17 protein-coding genes and 1 tRNA gene are annotated in these 19,308 nt (G+C 60.4%); 16 read left to right on the top strand and 2 right to left on the bottom strand.

Annotated features, from left to right (window positions below):
• Positions 1 to 529 precede the first annotated feature (529 nt).
• On the bottom strand, positions 530 to 1,387 hold the full coding sequence (locus AC1U7K_RS06400; protein WP_480250117.1) for an SDR family oxidoreductase: 858 nt from the start codon (positions 1,385 to 1,387) through the stop codon (positions 530 to 532).
• A gap of 103 nt (positions 1,388 to 1,490) precedes the next feature.
• Between AC1U7K_RS06400 and hpnH the strand changes: the two genes are divergently transcribed.
• The 14 genes from hpnH (at position 1,491) to AC1U7K_RS06330 (ending at position 15,592) form a co-directional block, all read left to right on the top strand.
• Positions 1,491 to 2,507: an adenosyl-hopene transferase HpnH gene (gene hpnH, locus AC1U7K_RS06395; RefSeq protein ID WP_480250116.1), complete on the top strand. Its 1,017-nt coding sequence runs from the start codon at positions 1,491 to 1,493 to the stop codon at positions 2,505 to 2,507.
• Positions 2,508 to 2,529: 22 nt separating this feature from the next.
• Positions 2,530 to 2,916, top strand: coding sequence for a hypothetical protein (locus AC1U7K_RS06390; RefSeq protein ID WP_480250115.1), 387 nt, complete (start codon positions 2,530 to 2,532; stop codon positions 2,914 to 2,916).
• A gap of 390 nt (positions 2,917 to 3,306) precedes the next feature.
• Positions 3,307 to 3,663 (top strand): hypothetical protein, encoded by a 357-nt coding sequence (locus AC1U7K_RS06385; protein ID WP_480250114.1) that lies wholly within the window; start codon positions 3,307 to 3,309, stop codon positions 3,661 to 3,663.
• A 169-nt stretch (positions 3,664 to 3,832) separates the two neighbouring features.
• Positions 3,833 to 4,414 (top strand): c-type cytochrome, encoded by a 582-nt coding sequence (locus AC1U7K_RS06380; protein ID WP_480250113.1) that lies wholly within the window; start codon positions 3,833 to 3,835, stop codon positions 4,412 to 4,414.
• A 27-nt stretch (positions 4,415 to 4,441) separates the two neighbouring features.
• Positions 4,442 to 6,151 (top strand): cytochrome ubiquinol oxidase subunit I, encoded by a 1,710-nt coding sequence (locus tag AC1U7K_RS06375; protein ID WP_480250112.1) that lies wholly within the window; start codon positions 4,442 to 4,444, stop codon positions 6,149 to 6,151.
• 35 nt (positions 6,152 to 6,186) lie between these two features.
• Positions 6,187 to 6,987 (top strand): c-type cytochrome, encoded by an 801-nt coding sequence (locus AC1U7K_RS06370; RefSeq protein ID WP_480250111.1) that lies wholly within the window; start codon positions 6,187 to 6,189, stop codon positions 6,985 to 6,987.
• A gap of 24 nt (positions 6,988 to 7,011) precedes the next feature.
• The gene (locus tag AC1U7K_RS06365) at positions 7,012 to 7,941 is read left to right on the top strand and encodes a QcrA and Rieske domain-containing protein (RefSeq protein ID WP_480250110.1); all 930 of its coding nucleotides are present in this window, start codon (positions 7,012 to 7,014) and stop codon (positions 7,939 to 7,941) included.
• A gap of 54 nt (positions 7,942 to 7,995) precedes the next feature.
• Positions 7,996 to 9,108: a cytochrome b gene (locus AC1U7K_RS06360; RefSeq protein WP_480250109.1), complete on the top strand. Its 1,113-nt coding sequence runs from the start codon at positions 7,996 to 7,998 to the stop codon at positions 9,106 to 9,108.
• A gap of 180 nt (positions 9,109 to 9,288) precedes the next feature.
• Positions 9,289 to 10,239 (top strand): hypothetical protein, encoded by a 951-nt coding sequence (locus AC1U7K_RS06355; RefSeq protein WP_480250107.1) that lies wholly within the window; start codon positions 9,289 to 9,291, stop codon positions 10,237 to 10,239.
• Between the two features lie 42 nt (positions 10,240 to 10,281).
• Positions 10,282 to 12,138 (top strand): cytochrome ubiquinol oxidase subunit I, encoded by a 1,857-nt coding sequence (locus AC1U7K_RS06350; protein ID WP_480250106.1) that lies wholly within the window; start codon positions 10,282 to 10,284, stop codon positions 12,136 to 12,138.
• A gap of 158 nt (positions 12,139 to 12,296) precedes the next feature.
• On the top strand, positions 12,297 to 12,938 hold the full coding sequence (locus tag AC1U7K_RS06345; RefSeq protein WP_480250105.1) for a c-type cytochrome: 642 nt from the start codon (positions 12,297 to 12,299) through the stop codon (positions 12,936 to 12,938).
• Positions 12,939 to 12,968: 30 nt separating this feature from the next.
• Positions 12,969 to 13,688 (top strand): c-type cytochrome, encoded by a 720-nt coding sequence (locus tag AC1U7K_RS06340; protein WP_480250104.1) that lies wholly within the window; start codon positions 12,969 to 12,971, stop codon positions 13,686 to 13,688.
• Between the two features lie 111 nt (positions 13,689 to 13,799).
• Entirely contained in the window at positions 13,800 to 14,561 is a 762-nt protein-coding gene (locus AC1U7K_RS06335; RefSeq protein WP_480250102.1) for an ethylbenzene dehydrogenase-related protein, read from the top strand.
• 11 nt (positions 14,562 to 14,572) lie between these two features.
• The gene (locus AC1U7K_RS06330; protein ID WP_480250100.1) at positions 14,573 to 15,592 is read left to right on the top strand and encodes a c-type cytochrome; all 1,020 of its coding nucleotides are present in this window, start codon (positions 14,573 to 14,575) and stop codon (positions 15,590 to 15,592) included.
• A 79-nt stretch (positions 15,593 to 15,671) separates the two neighbouring features.
• On the opposite strand, the gene ubiA is transcribed toward AC1U7K_RS06330, so the two are convergent.
• Positions 15,672 to 16,583 (bottom strand): 4-hydroxybenzoate octaprenyltransferase, encoded by a 912-nt coding sequence (ubiA, locus tag AC1U7K_RS06325; RefSeq protein WP_480250099.1) that lies wholly within the window; start codon positions 16,581 to 16,583, stop codon positions 15,672 to 15,674.
• 371 nt (positions 16,584 to 16,954) lie between these two features.
• On the opposite strand from ubiA, the gene AC1U7K_RS06320 reads away from it, so the two are divergent.
• On the top strand, positions 16,955 to 18,838 hold the full coding sequence (locus tag AC1U7K_RS06320; RefSeq protein WP_480250098.1) for a caspase family protein: 1,884 nt from the start codon (positions 16,955 to 16,957) through the stop codon (positions 18,836 to 18,838).
• Positions 18,839 to 18,913: 75 nt separating this feature from the next.
• A tRNA-Thr gene (locus AC1U7K_RS06315) sits at positions 18,914 to 18,989 on the top strand.
• The last annotated feature ends 319 nt before the right edge of the window (positions 18,990 to 19,308 follow it).

Raw genomic sequence — 19,308 nt, 5'->3', positions numbered from 1 at the left:
GGTGAGAGCTTGGATACGTTCTCTTCAAAGCATTTCTTCCGTCGGCCCCCTCCCGGTTGAATCCCCTCGCACAGCTTTTCCAATTCCGCACGACACCGCGGACCGAGACTGCGGTGAGGCTCCGGTTCCTCTGCAGTCGAGACCGGTGGGGGCGGCTCCGCGGGGGCGGTCAATCGGTCAGTTGCAGGCGGCGTCGCCGACGAGGGCGGCGGTTCGGGAGGTGTGACTGGCGGCGGTGACGGCTGCGGAGTGACGACCGGAGGTGAAGGCGCCTCGGCTACTTGACTTGTTGAGCGCAGATTCACGACGACGGCGCCCCAGACCGCGCCGAGCACCACGATCGTGAGGAGCATCACGACGAGGATCGCGCGAACCCGACGGCCTGCGAATGGAGCCATGAAAGCTTCAACCGGAGACGACCGGCACGGGACATCCCAGAACCGGGACAGGATATGTCAAACGGTCAGAAAAATCGACTCCACCCATCGGCATCGCTCTTCGGCTCACCCGGCGGTCGCGATAGGAACCGCTACAACTCATCGGCGTGCGCTGCGAGCCATTGAGAGAACGCAAGGAGCGGGAACGAGAGCCGGCGCTGCAGCTTCGCACAGTTCAATGACGTATCGGCAGGCCGGGCGGGTCCCGAATATTCCATGCGTGATGTGGCAACGATGGTCGGATTCAGTTTGGGCCAGCGTTGTGCGAGCAATTGCCCGATGTCCCACCGGGACAACCGCTCGGCACCGGCGAGATGATACAGACCGGGCGCATCGAGCGCCAACAATTCCCACACGGCACGCGCGGTGAGTGCGACCGCGAGTGGTGAGCGAAATTCATCGGTAAACAGGCGCAGAGGCCGTCCCTCCTGCCACACCCGCCGCATCTGTTCGTTGAACGCGCGATCTCCGGTAGGAGAGACCCCCGCTGTGAGGGAGGTCCGGATCACGGTGTGGCGAGGATTGGCGAGCACGATCCGCTCGGCTTCGGCCTTGGTCCGGCCGTACACATTGAGGGGATGAGGGGAGGCGGTTTCATCATACCAGCCGGCGTTCCCATCGAAGACCAGATCGGTTGAGAAAAACAAGAAGGGAATTCGCTCGGCGAGGTCCGCGAGGCGAGCCGTTGCCTCGACGTTCACGCTTTTGGCGAGTCCCGGATCGCGTTCGCAAAGGTCGGTCTTCGTGATAGCGGCACAATGGATGACGGCAGAGGGCCGCAACCGTTGCATCGCGTCCCGCACGGCGTGAGGATCGAGGAGGTCGACCTGATCGCGCGTCGTCCCGTATACTTTCATGTGTGGGGCCCATCGACGCGCGGTTCGTACCACGTGGTGGCCAATGAGTCCGCCGGCACCGGTGACCCAGACGACAGGCGAGCGAGTGGTCATGGCGTTCGCAATCGAGTAACTGCGCGATACTTTACTTGAAAAATTGAGGGCTTTGTAGTAGCGTGGCGCACAAGTCGCTGCGTAGGCCGCAGAAGGAGTAGGCATGGGTGTCCCAGTATCGCAGATGTACACAGTCGCCAAGTACGTGCTGACGCACAAGCTGAAGAAGACCGAGCGCTATCCCCTCGTGCTCATGCTCGAACCGCTGTTCCGGTGCAATCTCGCGTGCGCGGGCTGCGGGAAGATTCAGTACCCCGATCATATCCTCGACAAGCGACTCACTCCCGAACAGTGCTTTGCCGCGGTTGATGAATGTGGCGCGCCGATGGTCAGCATCCCCGGCGGAGAGCCCCTCATCCATCCCGAGATGCCGGAGATCATCCGCGGGCTGGTCGAGCGGAAGAAATACGTCTATCTCTGCACCAATGCGATTCTCCTCGAGCGCAAACTCGACGACTATACGCCGTCCAAATATTTGACCTTCAGCATCCATATGGACGGGTTGCGCGAGGATCACGACCATGCCGTCTGTCGCGACGGCGTGTACGACATTGCGGTCAAGGCGATTCGTGCCGCACTGGCGCGAGGCTTTCGCGTCACGACCAACACGACCCTGTTCGATGATGCCGATCCGGCACGGGTACGCGCCTTTTTTGATGAGATGATGGAACTGGGCGTGGAAGGCATGATGATCTCTCCAGGTTACAGTTATCAAAAGGCGCCCGATCAAAAGAACTTTCTCAAGCGCGAAAAAACCAAAGAGCTCTTTCGGCACCTGCTTACCGATCGGAAGCGGGGGTGGCGGTTCAATCAATCTCCACTCTTCTTAGACTTCCTGATGGGAAACCGGGAGTACCAGTGCACGCCGTGGGGCAATCCAACATATAATATTTTCGGCTGGCAGAAGCCGTGCTATCTGCTACAGGAAGGGTACGTGAAAACCTTCCGGGAGCTGATCGAGAGCACCAAATGGCATCTCTACGGCGCCGACCGGAACGAAAAGTGTGCCGACTGCATGGTCCACTGCGGTTATGAGGCGTCTGCCGTGTCCGATACATTCGGGTCGTGGTCCGGATTCATGCACACGGTGAAGTTGACCTTGATGCCGAACGCGCACTAGCCCTGCCGGTTCACATTCCGCGATGACGCCATCGCCGGTCCCCTCGGACGCCGATTCCCTCGAAGGTCGCATCTTCCGTCCGGCCACGCCCGAAGAACTCCATGACGCCGTGGAGCAGGCCTTCGACTATCGAGGCGACGTGACCTTGGAGCTGAAATCAGGCGTGGCCGTGGAGGGATATGTCTGCAATCGCGAGGCCGCCGGGCCCGAGCCGTTCCTTGAGATCTATCCGAAGGTGGACGGCGCCATGCAGGCGATTCGGTATCGAGAGATCGCGGCGATCGCGTTTACCGGCAAAGACACCGCCTCGGGCAAATCCTGGGAAGCGTGGGTCGCCAAGAAAGAGGCGCAGCGCCGTGCCGAGGCAGAACAGGCGGCTTCGGAGGCCCGGGCGCGCGGCCATCTCTAGCGACGCTTACGCGTTTGGCGAATGGAATTTCTCCGATCCGTCTCGCCTCGGTCTTCACACTAGGGTGAATCACGCCTCATTTGCCGTGGAACGCCAGGCGTTTTGCCCGCCGTATTGTTGACAAAGAAGGGCAGCTGTGCTAGAAGGATGCGCCCTAAAAACCCCGTGATTTAAACGTTTGAGGCGCCGTAGCGAATCAATGCTCGGTCGGGGGTAGAGAAGGGTGGAGTGAAGTTCCGTCGAGCCTGGCACTGGCCGGTTGGTGTTGGCAGTCTAGTCCTCGTGTGTGTCGCCATGCCTGCACACGCCGAGCATGAGGCTGATCACCGGTACACCGTTGAAGGTTATGTCTGCGGTGGAGATGGGCGAGCATCTTCGAACGTCGAGGTTATGGTGAAAGACACCAGGATTTCGACGGGCAAGACCGTCTACACCGATACCGACGGGTATTACTCGGTTACCCTTCACCTCCATAATGAGAATCAGGGCGATCCGATTCTCGTCACTGCGGGAGATCGGGAGCAGCAGATCGCGGCGGCCTTTGATCCAAAGGATGTCAAGACCGAACGAAAGGCGACGGTGAATTTCGGCGCAGGCTGCGAGGGGCACCATAGCTCGTCGCGTCTTGTGTATTACGGCTTGGGCCTCGGAGTGGCGGCAGTCGCGGGAATGGTCGGGACTAAGTTGATGAGGCAGCGGCGGCGACCGGAAAAGCGGGGAAAGGGACAGCGAAAGTCGCGGTCGTGACAGTTGCGGCTCCGGCTCGCCGTACGATTCTTATAGTAGCAAGCTACGAGTCTTTGAGCACGGCAGGTGGCGCTTTTGCTCCAGGCCTGGCCTGAGCGAAAGCGTCTTTTTGTTGAGACCGGATGGCGGCCCTGTGCTAAGGGGCAGAGAAAGGAGCGGACAGTCTCACATGAAGCAGAGAGTGTGGGTGCAGACATTGGTATGGTCGGGATTGACGGGCGCCGTATTGATGCTCACCGGCTGCGGCGGCGAGGGGGGCGAAGGCCCGATCGTGGCGCCGCCACCGCCGCCCGCGGAATATGCCGACAAGCACATGCCGGCCGGCTGGTGGGGGAACGAGGCCATGGCTGAAGAGGGGCGGCAGATCTTCATTGGGGCCAAGAACCCCGATGTGAACTGCGCAAGCTGCCATGGAAAGGACGGCAAGCCGGTCAAGGCCGGTGCACGCGACTTCCGCAACGGCGAGCGCATGCATCTGTACTCGGATTCGGTGTGGTTCTGGCGCATTTCTGAGGGTGTGCCGAACACCAAAATGAAAGCGTGGAAGAGCAAGCTGTCGGAGGAAGATCGCTGGAAGCTCGTCTTGTTCGAGCGGAACTTCGGTCTGAAGGGCAAGGAATGGGATCCGGCGAAGAAGGATTGGGTCGCGATCGGCACCGCTGCACCGGCGGCGGCCGGCGCCGGTGGCACGACCGGTGTGTCCTCCGCGCCTGCGTCCGCTCCTGCCCCGGCGGGTGGAGAAGGGAAGTAAGCATATTTCTTTGGGAGACGGCAGGACATGAAGAACCAACGGAGTATAGGTCTCCTTCTTCTGGTTGGTCTTCTGGCGGCGTTCGGGACTTCGGCGTATGCCCAGATCCCGAACGCCCCCGTCGGTGAATTCCCTTACACCGGGAATCGCACCGGTGTGTGGGTGGTCGCGCAGCTCCATATTTTGTTTGCCGGCTTTATCCTGGGCGCGCCGATCTTCGTCGTGATTTCCGAATGGCTCGGCTATCGCAAGCAGGATCCGCGATATGACCGGCTTGCGAAGGAGGTCACGAAAGTCACGGTCATCCTCTATAGTATGACCGCGCTCACGGGCGGCCTCTTCATCTTTGTCCTCCTGGCGACCTATCCTCAGTTCACGACCTGGTTGATCAATCATTTCTTCCTGATCTTCGCGGTCATCTATCCGCTATTGTTCATCGGCGAAACCATCGTCCTCTATTTGTATTTCTACAGTTGGGATGCGTTGAAGGGCGAGAAGAAGGGCCGCCACATCGCCCTGGGTGTGTTGCTGAACATCATCGGTACGGTCACGCTGTTCATCATCGACGGTCCCACTTCCTTCATGAATACGCCAGCCAAGGCGGCCGAAGGCATCTCCCTCGTCGATTTCGTGCAGACGGCGTCGCTGTGGGACAAGATCTACAACTACAGCTGGATTCCGATGAACCTGCACCGACTCGTCGGCAATGTGACGTTCGGCGGCTTTATCGCCGGCTTGATCGCGGCATACATGTACATGGGGGCGAAAAAGGAAGACGACCGCGCCTACTACGACTGGATGGGGTTCGTGGGAAACCTGATTGGGGTCGGCGCGCTCTTGTTCCTGCCGTTCATGGGGTATCTCTATGCCTATGAACTGTGCGACTACGACGCCTCGATTTGTCCGTACATGATGGCCGACCAGCTCTCGATGTTCTTCGAGATGCAAGGCGCCATGGTGGGCCTCATCTTCCTCGCCAGCAATTACTACATCTGGCTGAGCATGAAGCGGATCGAAGGGGTCGAGCGGGTGCGGATGTCCGTGTTGACCGTGATCGTCATGATTGCACTCCCCTTCGTGATGACCTACGCGTGGACGATTTTCCCCGCGCCGGACCCGCAATCACTGATGGTGCTCTTGCCGTTGGTCCTGCTGCCGGTGATTCTGGGACGGTTCATTCCGATCACCGTCTCGTCGAGGACGGTCGTGAAGGTGGGCTTCTTGATGGTCGTGATCGGGAATGCCATCTGGATGACGCCCCACGGATTCGTCGCGACGCAAGCGCTCGCGACCGAACATTTGGAGTTGCCCTCGGATTGGGGATTTCTCGCGCTGATGCCGGCGAAGAACTCGGCGGCGTTCACGCTCGTGTTCGTCACCGTCGTCAATTACATCCTGTACAACCGAGCGATCCGGCAAGGTACGATCGTCTGGGGCAAGATTGATTTCGCGTCGCAGTTCGTCCTGGTCTTCCTGGCCTTCAGCATGATTTGGACGATGGGGTTGATGGGTGCGATTCGGTCCCTGCTGCGCAAGTATTTCCATACATACAATCTGTATCCCGACTTCACGGCCGAGTCTTTTACCCCCACCTTGTCGTATTCCGCATGGTGGGTGACGGGTATCACGTTGGCCTTTTATCTCGTGGTGAGTTTTGCGATCATTATTACACTCCGGGTGGCGGAATCGAAGGTCGTGGTTCCGGAGGGCAAGGCGGTTCCCGCCGGCGCGAAGTAATCGACGTAATCATGGATGCATAATCGAGGCGCGGCATGAAGAACATCATTAAAAAAGGTGTCGCGGGTGTTGTCATCGGGATCATTCTTGTCGTCGCGGCGAAGCTGCTTGCGTTTCCCCCCGTCTTCCAAGGGATGTTCTTCGCCTACGCGATGCTGGGCGCGTTCGTCTTCATGTTGCTCGATGCGCCGTCACTCCGGCCGATGGCCGGCGTCAAGGCGATCGTGGCGTTGATCGTCTTCTACGTCATCGTCTCGACCGTCTATATCGGTGGCGCCTCGTTCCTGCCGCAGTTCGACCCCGAAGATGAGAAGGGCAAGATCGAAAAGTTGCTGAAGGCGAAGCGCGCGGCCACGGAGCAGGGCAAGGCCGAGGAACTGCTCGCTCGTGCCAAGGCGCTCTCGGAGAAAGCCGATGCCCTGATGGCGCGGCTGCAAGCGGTCGGCGGCGACGTCGGGGGCGCGCCGGTCGCCGCCAACGGGGAAAAGCCGTCGGCGCCTGCGGCGGCGAGTGGCGATATCATCGCGCTCGGCAAGGAGCAGTGGAACCTCCAGGAATGCTACAACTGCCACAAGCTGTTCGGCGAGGGTGGGAAGAAGCGCGGTCCGGAGTTGGACAACATCGGCAGCCTGATGAAGCCCGAGGAGATTCGTGCCAAGATCCTCGATCCCAAGAGCTTTATGGCCGAAGGCTTCGAGCAGGAGTACGAGAAGGGCAAGATGCCCAACAAGTACCGTGAGCTAATGGAGGATAAGGACGTCGATGCGCTAGTGGCGTTCCTCGCGACGCTCAAGAACCCATCCGTCAACACGCCGAAACCCGTCAAGAAGAAATAGCGGAAGCCGCGGCAGAGCACATCCATGCAGCCCAAACTGAAATCCAAAGTACGGTCGGGCGAGCGGGAAGTCGGCGAGGTGACGAGTGTTATCGTCGATCCGCTGTCCCACGACATCAGCCATATCGTCGTCGGCAGGAATGGAGCTGGCGAGCGCCAGATTCCCATGTCGCAGGTCCAGGTCGTCTCCGACGATCTCATCCAGCTCAAAGCGGCCACGGATTTGGATCAGTTTCCTCCGTTGAAGCGCGATGACTTCGTGACGACGCACGAGGTCGAAATCGCGCACCTGGAAGATCGACTGCATGTGCAGTGCGGCGAGGTGCTGGTCCCGCTGCCGGACCTCGAAAAAAACGTCAAGCGCCGGACCTTCTTTACCAACTTCACCCATGCCATCGGGATCCTCATCTCACTCCCCCTCATCTTCCCCGTTCTTCGATATCTGATGAAGCCGATGTACGCGCCGTTCGACAATTCGTGGCTCAAGATCGGCAGCGTGAACAAGATCAAGACGGACGATGTGGGCGTTCAATTCAAGTACAAGAAGAAGGTCAAGGAAGCGTTCATGCCGGAGGCGGAGATCGACAAGAACGTGTGGATCCTCCGCGCCTCACCGAAAGTCTTGGATGCCGTGTACAAGGGCAAGGATATGGAGTTCCATGACTCCAAGGGCAAGGTCATTTGGACGAATAAGAAGGATGTGCCGTATGTGGCCTTTTCCGGAAAATGCCCGCATCTCGGCTGCGGTTACAAATGGCGTTCACACAAAGTGTTGGGCCAGGTGTTCTTGTGCCCGTGCCATTTGAGCATCTACGATGCCTCAGGAAAAGTCCTCGACGGCCCGGCCCCGCGTCCGCTCGATCCGCTTCCGATTCGGGTCGCGGCGAACGGAGAAGTTCAAATCATCGACATGGAATTCAAGGCGGGAACCAAGGCGCAGATCCGTATCGTGTAAGGATTTCGATCAACCGGCAGGCGCGTGCCGACTGCGCTGCCGCGAGGTGTGGGAATGGAAGCAGGTCCCTCGATTCAGACCCAGCCCAGTCCGTTGGAAAAAGTCGTCGAGTTTATCGATGAGCGTGTCGGTCTGAAGACGATTCAGGCCAAGATGCTCAACGAGCCGGTGCCCGGCGGCTCGCGTTGGGCGTATGTCTTCGGCTCCGTGCTGCTGTTCGTCTTCATCATGCAGGCGGTCACCGGCATCCTGCTCATGTTCTACTATGTGCCGACCGCGGACCACGCGTATGCCAGCACGCAGTACATCATTCATGAGGTGGACTACGGCTGGTTCCTGCTGAGCTACCACTTTTGGGGCTCCTCCGCGATGGTCGTGATGGTGTTCGCGCACATGTCGCAGGTCTTTCTCTGGGGCGCGTACAAGAAGCCCCGGGAGATGATTTGGCTCGTCGGGCTCGCGCTCTTCGGCATCGTCATGGGCTTCGGGTTTACGGGCTATCTGCTTCCGTGGGATCAGCGAGCCTTCTGGGCGACCACCGTCGGCGTGGAGATCATGGACAAGACGCCGATCGTCGGCGATTTTCTCGCGCGCTTCTTGAAGGGCGGCCCGACACCCGGGCAGATGACGCTGAGCCGGTTCTTCGTCATTCACGTGATGATCCTTCCCGCGGCGTTGATGGGTCTTGCCGGCCTCCATCTGTTCTTGTTCCGCAAGGCGGGACCGGCCGGACCGTTCCGAGGGACGCCGGAGGAGTTGAAGGCGAAGACCGATTACTTCTTCCCGCGCCAGGTCTGGAAGGACATCGTCGCGATGGGTGTCGTCTTCCTGACGATTTGCAGTCTGGCGTTCATTGAGCCCGTGGTGCTGCTCGAAGAGGCCACGCCCGATCCCGGCGAATATCACCCCGAACCCGAATGGTACTTTCTCTTTCTCTTCCAGTTGCTGCGGCTGAAGATTTTTGCCGGTGAGTTCGGTCAGTTCTTGGGCGCGGTCGCGCTCCCGGGCGCGTTCATGTTGCTACTTGCGGCGCTCCCGTTCATCGACCGGAGTCCGGAGCGGAATATCTTCAAGCGGCCGATTGCGCTGATCGGCTGGATCGTCGTCATGCTCTCAATTCTCGTGTTTACCGTTTCTGCGATCATCAATCGTTCATTTCTCGATTAACAGGATGTTCAACAAGGCTGTTCAGCAAGGCCGCAGCGAACGAGGAGGCGAGGCGTACTCATTTTCACCCGCCCACCCCCAGCCCGCCAAGACGGGCTCTTTCCCGTGTTGGTACGTTGAGCTTGCGAGTGATGCGAGAACGCCGCTGGCGGCCTTTTTCAACATCCTGTCGGAGCGGCCATGAGTATCTCCGCCGTCAAGCTTGGCTTGCTCGTTACCTGGTCGGCGTTTTGGACCGGCTTTCCACTCAAGCTCGTGATCAGTCTCTTGCTGCTGGCCATGGGCCTGCACCCCTGGGAGATGCCCGGCCTCGGCGCGCTCCTGGTCCTGTCCATTCCGATCGACATCTGGGCGATGAACCTCTGTGCCCGGACCGTCTTCCTTGAACGATTACGATTGAAAGCCCCCGACGGGCTCGGGTTGACCATTTGGTGGCAGGTGGCAGCCATCAGCGCCGTCTATCTGCCGATTGCGTATGTGATCGAGTCGAACACCATCGAGATGACCAAGGCCATCGCCGCATGGTTCATGGAGTTTTTGAAAGAATTTCCGGTGGCCGAACGGATCAGCATCGAACTCACGCTCTGGGGAGCGCCCTCGACGATCGTGCTCATCGTCCTGATCGTGGGATGGCTGTTCCTCGTCGGCAAGATCGTCAAGCGGCAGGCTGCCATGGCGGCTCCGGCCGACGGCCCGCTGCCCGCTGTCGTCCGGCAATGGGACTTGATGCGGGTGCCGGGAGACCAACCGCTCATGCTCAGCGCTTTTACAGGCACCGGCGTCGTGCTCGTCGTGCTGCTGTGGGCGTTCATGCCGGCGACGACCCCGCACCCTCATGAGTCGTACCGAAAAGAAACGGTGAAGGCCACACCGCTGTTCAAACCGACCGAAGCGCTGTCGAAATCGGAAAAGGTGATCGCTCAAGCGGAAGCGACGGTGCAGGCGCTCGAGGAAAAGGCCGCCACCGAGAAGACGGAAAAGAAGGACGACAAGGGCAAGCCGTCATCAAAAGAGAGTCCCGGCAAGGAGTCGTCGAAGCCGGCTGTCGATGCCGGTAAGCATGAGAAGACGCACGTTGCGGCTGACAAGCCGGCCGCGCGTCCCGTTACGGCGGAGACAAGTAAACACTAGGCCGATCCCTCGTGCTCTTTGAGCAGAGGGAGGAGAAGTCCCATGATCAATCACTCTGCATCTCACCCAGGCATTGGTCATACGACCCACAGAAGACGTCTCTATGCGGCAGGACTTGCGGGGGTCCTGATTGCGCTCGCTCTTCCGGCTGTCGGTCTTGCTCAAGATGCGCCGGCACAAGCCGCCGTCGCGTACCGAGATATTCCGGGCGTTGGGAGTCGCAATGTCATTTGGGTCATCGCGCAGCTTCATCTGTTGCTGGCCGGGTTCGTGCTCGGCGTGCCGATTTTCGCGTGGCTCTGCGAGATTGTCGGGTGGAAGACGGGTGAAAAGCGGTACGACAAGCTGGCGAAGGAGTTCACGAAGCTGCTCACCTCATCCTACGCGACGACGGCGCTGTTTGGCGGCATCCTGCTGTTTCTGCTGATCGGCTTCTATCCGAAACTCATGGCGTATCTGACCGATATTTTCTTCCCCTCCTTCATTGTCTATTGCATCCTGTTCCTTCTTGAGACGGCAACCCTGTACCTCTACTGGTACGGGTGGGACGCCATGCAGGACGGAGGCAAGAAGACGCTGCACCTCTTCCTAGGGTTCCTCCTGAACGTCTTTGCGTTTTTCATTATGATCGTGCCGAACTCATGGGCGACGTTCCAAGCCAGTCCCGTGGTGATCAGCGAAGGGTCGGACTTCGCTCGCGCCTGGGCGGCGACTTGGAACCCGACGTGGTGGCCTGTGAACATCCACCGGCTGATCGCGAACGTCGTGCTCGGCGGGTACATGTGCGGCGCCTACGCCGGCATCCGGTACCTGTCGGCGAAGACGTCAGAGGAGCGGGACCACTACGATTGGATGGGGTACGTCGGCAACTTCATCGGCGTATTCGGGTTGTTGCCTCTTCCCTTTGCGGGCTACTGGTTGATGCGGGAAATCTACCAGTACAACCAGCAGATGGGAATTACGCTCATGGGTGGATTTCTCTCCTGGCTCTTCATCCTTCAAGCGATGCTCATCGGCGTGCTCTTCCTCGGCTCCAACTACTACTTCTGGCTCGGCATCACGCACCGAATCCCAGGCTCGGAGGTCAGCTATCGAAAGCCGATCATGACCATGCTGGTGATTCTCCTGCTGTGTCTCGGCGTCTGGATGACGCCGCACTCGCTCGTTGCGAGCTTGGAGGAAGCGCGGAAGATGGGCGGCACGCACCATCCGCTGCTCGGCGTCTTCGGCGTCATGTCGGCGAAGATGACGGTCGCCAATCTCATGATCCTCGTCACGTTCATGAGCTTCATTATGTATTGGCGCGCCGGCAAGCAGGAGACGGCCACGTGGGCCAAGGTCGCCAAGGCCGTCATGGGCGCCGTGCTCGTGCTCGCCGGGATCGCGGTGATCGTGCTCGGTGTCTGGGGCTACTTCGTCCCCGCCATCGTGCGCATCAACTACTTCTCGACGTCGCAAGTGCTGATCGTCTTGTTCGTCATGTTGACGATCACGCCGTTGACGGCTCTGCTGCTGCGCAGCGCCCGGACGACGACCGAGATGGTCTGGGGCCGCATGCCGCCGCGAGCCGGCTACGCGCTGGTGCTCAATGCCGTCATGGTCATTCTCCTGATGACGCTTATGGGGTACGCGCGGTCGTCGTCCCGGGTGCATTGGCATATTTACGGTGTGATGCGAGATTCATCGCCCTATGCCTACTCCCCGGCGCTGGGCTATGCGGCTGCCTTCATGTCGCTGAACACGTTCCTGTTCTGCATGCTGGTCGCCTTCATCTTCTGGGTCGCGACGATGGGCGACAAGGCGAAAGCCACGCAGGAAGCGACGGCGAAAGCGAAGGTGCCAGCGGGCGCAATCCCGGCCATGGCGGGCGGGTCGCAGGCGCTGGACGAGAAGGGATAAAGCGCGTATCGGATAGGCGGCCGGCGAGGTAGCCCTCCGTGCTCGCGCACCGCGCACGGTGAGACTGTGCTCGGCGAACGCGCGCAGTTAGAGGGCCACCCCGCCGGCCACCTAAGAACGCGCCTTGCTGGTTAGAGTAGAGAAGAGAAGGATCGGATATGAGTGAAGTCGCACTGTTGCAGTTGATCGGGATCTCGGTGGTCGGGCTGGGTATTGCGATTCTGCTGTTCATCAACGCGCGCTTCGTTCGGGTCATCGGCTTCGTCATCATCGTCTTGGGCCTCTTTTCGATTACCGCGTTGAGCGTGCCGCAAATGGCCTCGCTGCCTCCGGCGGAGGAGAAGTTCGACGTGACGAGCATCAAGACCGCGTCCGACATGGCGGCGATCGGGCAGAAGATTTTCTTCAGCAAGGGCCAATGCGCGCTCTGTCACTCGATCGGGCCCAGCGAATCCGCGCGTTGCCCGGATTTGAAAGGGATCGGAGCGAAGCTGAGCCGCGAGTTCATTTATGAGAGCCTGACGCAGCCGCAAGCCTACATTTATTTGGACTATCGTCATGAGGGACCGCCCAAGGAATATCCGGCCCGGATGCCGTACATCAACAAGAACCCCATCGGGCTCTCGAAGAACGAGATCCTGTCCGTGATCGCATTCCTGCAACAGATGAGCGGGGAGCCGATTACCGTCAGTCCATCGGAGATCACCCAGGCCACCGATGCGACACCGGCGCCCGGGGGATCGGGTAAGCCCGCGCAGACGGCGGCGCTCATTCCAATTCACGGAAGCGAGTTGAATTGACGGAAACGAGGTGAACGAAGGGATCGCGCCATGAAAGGTGGAGTGCTCTTACGATCGGTTATTCTTCTCGTCGGTATCTACGTCTTTCTCAAATTCATTTTGCCGCTCTTCACCGCCCCGCTTCCCGCCAGCCTGATCTTTCTGTATCTGGCGTTGACGGCTACCGGGATCCTGATCTTCGCCACGTTGAGCGGGCAGTCGACCGAGGCCTTTTGGGGGCCGATCTTCCGGTTCTTGAGCGGCGATGGACAGGATGGGGCGATGAAAACCGCGCGCCTGCTGGTTTTGGTGGTCTTCCCGCTCCTCGTGGGCTGGCAAACGTACAACAGCACAGCCCCGAGCGATCAGCCGCCCGCGGAGAACCGGACGATTCATCCGGCGCCTCCCGGGGAGTTCGTCGGGCTCTCGAACCCGGTTCCCAATACGCCGGAGAACGTCATGACGGGGAAGGGGCTCTATGCGGCGTTCTGCTCCCCGTGCCATGGCGGGAATTTCGACGGCAAGGGACCGGCGTCACGCGGTTTCAACCCGCCGCCGGCCAACTTCTCGGATCCCACGACGATCGCCATGCTCCAGGAGAGCTATCTCTTCTGGCGCATCAAGAAGGGCGGGGTCGGCTTGCCGATCGAAGGTATGCCGTGGAAGTCCGCCATGCCCCGGTGGGAGGTCGAGCTGCCGGATGAGTGGATTTGGAAGATTATCATGGGCGAGTACGATGGCGCGCATCAGAAGCCGCGCACCTGGGAATAAGCGAGACCGGCGTACGAACGACGACGAGCGGAGAAAGGACGGAACATGGGGCAGAGGCGGAACGTCGGCATGCGGACTCTGATGTGCTGGGCAATCGTTATGGTGACTCTGATGGCTACCATGTCGGCGAGTGCACAGGAGAGTGTGGCTGTCCGGGCCGGCATGATCAAAGGCTCCATTCCTGCGGATGATCCCACCGCCGCGACGTGGAGCCAGGCATCGGTGTCCGAGTTCCCGCTGTCACCTCAAGTCCATTGGCCCAACCGGATCCAAGAAGTAACCGTCAAGAACGTGAAGGTCCGCGGGCTGCATGACGGCAATCAAGTCGCGATCATGCTCGAATACGAGGATCCGAGCGAAGATCCCGACGACGCGGCGGCGCTTGAGTTCATGGTCGGAGACAAAAAGGCGCACTTTGCACACGGTCAGCCGATGCTCCAGGTTCAGGGCGGGCCCGTGAACATTTGGTACTGGAAGAACAAAGACGGGAAGGCCGTCGATATGACGGCCCAAGGATTCGGCACGTTGAAACCCCAGGACACCCAGGATGTGAAGGCGAAGGGGGTCTATCAAAACGGCACGTGGAAAGTCGTCTTTTCACGTCCGCTCACGACCGGCGATGCCGAACACGACACGCAAATCCGCCCCGGGGAGTTTGTGAATATCGCCTTTGCGGTTTGGGACGGAAAAAAATTGGAGAGCGGCGACCTCAAGGAAAAGGGCTCGCAAAAGGCGGTCTCCTCCTGGTGGTATTTCCGCGCGGACCCGCCGCCCGATTATTCGGGATACATGTACGCCGGGCTTGCGGCCGGGATTGCCGTCGCCGTGCAGTTCGTCATCATTCGAAAGTTGAAGAAAGGGTCCTCGACATGACGGCGGGGCAAATGAGGATGGCTGGCAGCCGCGTGTCGACGCTGGCGACCGTCGGGGTGGTCGTCGGGATCATGGCCGGCGTCGGCGCCGCGGGGTGTGCGTTGTTCCAAAATGAAATGGTGTCCCGTGGCAAGGATTTGTACGCGCACTACTGCATGCACTGCCACGGCGAGAACGGGCGCCAGAACGAAGGGTACAACTGGGACAAGATGCCGGATCCGCGGCCGAAGGACCTCTCCAACAAGAACGAAATGTCGACGTTCAAGGACGAGGAAATCTTTGCGACCATCTCACGCGATATGAAGGATACGACGCCGGAGATCGGTGACAAGATCGGTGACGATGAGTTCGCCGTCCCCACGATGCCGACGTTCAAGTACACGCTGTCGGAAGAAGAAATCTGGTCCATTGTCGCGTATGTCCGCACGCTGCACGGGATGAAGCTCACCTACGATATCGAGGGACGCAAGAAGGAAGTGCAGAACAACCTGCAGGCGGCGCAACAGGCGTTCGATCAGGCCAAGCAGGCGCTGGAGGCTGCCGAGAAGCGCGCGCAGGAAGAGGCTGATAAGAAAGGGACCGAGGTCGATGATGCCGCGACCGAAAAGGAGCAACAGGCGCTCGGTGCAGCGGCGAAGGAATTGGAAAAAGCCAAAGCCGTCGCGGCGGCCTTCAGCTCGCGACCGAAACTGCCGCCTGTCGCACGCCCGGACCTTGCGATGCCACCGGAAGCAGCTGTCAAGCTCGCCGAAACCGGTAAACGGCTCTACTCGAACAAGTACGGATGCAACGCGTGCCACCGGATCGGCGAAGAAGGCGGCGTCGTCGGACCGGCGCTCGACCGTGCCGGGTTCCGGTTGAATCCCACGTGGGTGTATCGGTGGATCAAGTACCCGCAGGCCATGAAGCCCGAAACCCGGATGCCGACCCTTGGTCTCAACGATAGCGACGCCAAAGCGGTCACGATGTACCTGGCGACGCTTCGTGCGCCTCGGGCTGAAAAGCCAATTGAAAAGGCGGCCGCACACTGAGCCGACGGATCGACGAAAGCCGACGACCATGGACGCTTGCCGCCTGGCATCCCCGGTAGTTCTCTACGTCTGGATGCGATCAGGCGAATCCCAACCACAGCGCAGCCAACACGGCCCAGCCTACCCAGGCGTGCTGCTTGAACAAGCGAAACGCCCGCTCGCGACTGACCGGCCGGTGAAGCTCGGTCACTTGCCGGACTAAGAATCCCGCAATGCCGGCCAGGGCTCCGAATACTGCAACATTCGCTTCCGCTCGTCCTGCCGTAATCGCCAACAGGGCGATCATCATGAAGAAGGCGGCACCGACTCCCAACCAGGTGTAACGACCGAACAAGAGGGCCGACGACTTCACGCCGATCCGAGCGTCGTCTTCGCGGTCTTGCAGCGCGTAGATGGTATCGTAGCCGATGGCCCACGCGATGGCGGCGCCGTACAGGAGCCAGGTGGAGACGTCAATCTGTTCCGTGACCGCTGCCCATGCCATCACCACACCCCAGCCGAAGGCGACGCCCAAGATGGCTTGGGGCAGCGCGAGAACACGTTTGGCAAAAGGATAGGCGGCGGCGAGAACTACGGCGACCGGGCTGAGCACGAGGACGGTATGGTTCAAGGCGAGCAGCAAGGCCGCCGCGACGATGAGGAGCAGCAGGATCAGCATGACAGCGTGGCGTGGGGCGAGACGTCCGCTCGCGAGCGGACGCTGCTTGGTCCGTACCACCTGCCGATCAATTGCGCGGTCGGCGAGATCGTTCATCGCCACGCCGGCGCTCCGCATCACGAATGACCCGGCTGCGAAAATGGCGAGCAAGGAGACCGGGGGTCGGCCGTGCGAGGCGACCACCAAGGCCCACCAGGTGGGCAGCATGAGCAACAGTGTGCCGGATTGATTGGAGAGGCGGATCAGGTCCAGCCAGGTCTGCCACGGCGGCGTCCCGGACGGAAGCACCTGCGCCTCGGGCCCCGGGGCGGAGGAGCGGATGGAAGAAAACATGCGCGAACCTTACTGAAGAGGCGCAAGATGTGTCAACGCGCACGGCCGCTAGCCCGCATTATTCGTGAGGTTATTCGTGAGGGTTCGTCGCGAACTTCGGGACGGGGCGCGTCCAACGGAAAGAGCCGTCTTGGCGGCTTGGGGTTGGGTGGGTGAGATAAACGCCTGGGGCGGGCGGGTGTGAAGACAGAGCCGCGCGCGAGACGGGCAAGCGCAGCCGCGAGGGAAGGAGGCATACTCACCGCAGTATGTTGACTGACCGAGTGGCGAGCACGCCTGTCGCAGCAGCGGATCGGCGATTGCAGCAGAACTGTTCATCGATAATGCGGGCGAGCGTTGCCTTCACTCGGGCTTTCCGGTATACCAGCCGGGTGACGCCTCTCCGTGGTCCCGCTCGACGATTGCTCTCCCTGGTTCAGATCAACCGCCTGGCTCTGCTCAGTCTCAGCCTGATCGTCGTGGGGCTGCCCGGTTGTCAAAGCGTGTCGAAGATGTTCACTCGCTCGAGTAACCCTGAAGGATATTGGCTGCCGTTGGTCGTCGCCTTACGGTTCGATCCGTCCGCGACGGGTGCGGCCGTCTCGTATACCGACGCCTGCGGGCAAGGGCAGGCGGTGCCGATCGGCGATCGATTTCTGACGGTGATGAAGCGCGACATGGCGATGGTGTTCGAGCGGGTCGAGGTTGTGACGCCGGGATTCGCAAAGCCGGTCGACGGTGTGCTCGACATCGCGCTGGGCCTTCAGGAAGTGGATCTCTTTATCCACCGCAAGGCCACGAAGTCTTATCCCGCGAAGGTGACAGTCGGCGGAACCGTGACGTATACCGACACGACGGGGACGATCTTGTACACCAAGAGTTTGCGTACGGAAGCACGAGGGACCGTCGAGACAGAGGCGCGCGAATGCGGCGTCACCGGTCTCCAGCAGATTGCCGATGAGGCGGTCACGATCCTGGGCCAGGGATTCATAAAACAATTGGGCACGTCGTTGAAGCTACGGGATGCGGCAAACGCCGCGGTCGCCCGTCGGGGCTCGGCCACAACGGCCGCCGCCGTCGGCAATAGCATGCCACCGACCGCGTCCGCGGCGCCGCTTACGGCACCGGGTGGCGCCGTCCTGACGTTCCGGGTGATGCTTCGTGAAGATCAGCAAAACGACCGGTTCGAGAGCGGGGAGAAAGTCGTGCTGGCGGCCGAAGTATCGAACGTTGGATCCGCTCCAGCGAAAGACGTGATCTTGCAGGTCTCGGGTACGCCGGAGCTCGTCCAACATCTTGCCACCATGGTGACGATCGGGGAATTAAAGCCAAACGAAACAAAGCGGGTCGAGCTCACCGGCGTGATTCCGTCGACCGATCTCATCCAGCAAGCGGAAATTGTCCTGACGGTCGCGGCGGCGAATGCGACCGCGGCCGACCAGAAAAAATTTCAGGTGGAGTGGCATCCGCCGGCGCGAGCCGAGCCGGCGTCCGCGGATACCGACGGCCTGCCGGACCTCCCGACGATGACGAACGCGCGGCGAATCGCGCTCGCGGTCGGCATCGAGACCTATCGCAAGGACACTGTCCCGGCTCGCCCGTCGGCGGCTCGCAACGCGGAGCGCATGGCCGCATACTTTCAAAAACTCGGCGGCGTGCCGGCGGAGCGAACCCGCGTGTTGGTGAACGAGCATGCCTTGAAGGACGATCTCATTGAAGCGTTCGAGGAGTGGCTGCCGCATGAGACCACACCGGACAGCGAGCTGCTGATCTTTGTTTCGGCACACGCGGTGGTGCAACCCTCGGGCGCAGTCGTGCTTGTGCCGTATGAGGCGGACCTCACGACGCCGCAGCGCCTGCTCTCCCTGCGGCGCCTGCATGATGCCTTGACGCGCGTGACGGCACAGCGCATTGTGCTGATGTTGGACGTCTCGCTCCTGTCCGACCCAGCGAACCTCGCTGCCAAAGAGCCGCAGTGGAGGCCCACAGTAGGTAAGGCCGCGACCGTACCGCTGGTGGAGTTGATCGGCGTAGACGCCGCTGACTCGACGAGTTCAGCGGAGAGTCAGAGTCGATTTGCAGCAATGGTGTTCAGGGGCCTGAAAGGACAGGCGGACCGCGATCATGACGGCACGGTCGATATGACCGAACTCTGTGCGTTCGTGCAGCAGGCGCCGGAGGCCAAGACCGAAAGCGTGGCGCCAGGGATGTTCTGCTTGCCAAACGGCAGTCCGCCGGAAACGATGCGTCGCTTCATCCTTGCGCGCCTGAAATGACAGTCGCGGAGCCGTTGACACGACTACGGCCGATAGGTATCATCGAGTTCCTGCCGCTTTCTTCCATCTACTCCGGCCGGCGTAGCTCAGTTGGTAGAGCAGCGGTTTCGTAAACCGCAGGTCGCTGGTTCGATCCCAGTCGCCGGCTCCATGAATCCACGGACTTAGAAGGCTCTCGGTTTCTCTTCCCGAATTTGCTACCACTTTGCTACCAGTCGCCTCGGCTGCTACCGTATCAAGCCGCTCGACGGCGGCCTTGTTCCCCATTGGCAGCCACTTTGCCGTAAGTGTCCACGGTGAGTTGAATGCTCGCATGGCCGAGCTGCCGCTGGACGTATGACACCGGTTCCCCCCGTTGCAGCATGAGGCTCGCATCGGTGTGCCGAGACAATGGGGTGTGAAGTAGAGCGGGAGTTTTGACCTCTTGAGAATCCGGGCCATCACTTTGCGATTTTCGATCCCCGCCGTGC

It is taken from the genome of Nitrospira sp. Vd2, assembly GCF_979581665.1.
This window is presented reverse-complemented; position numbering and strand designations above follow the sequence as displayed.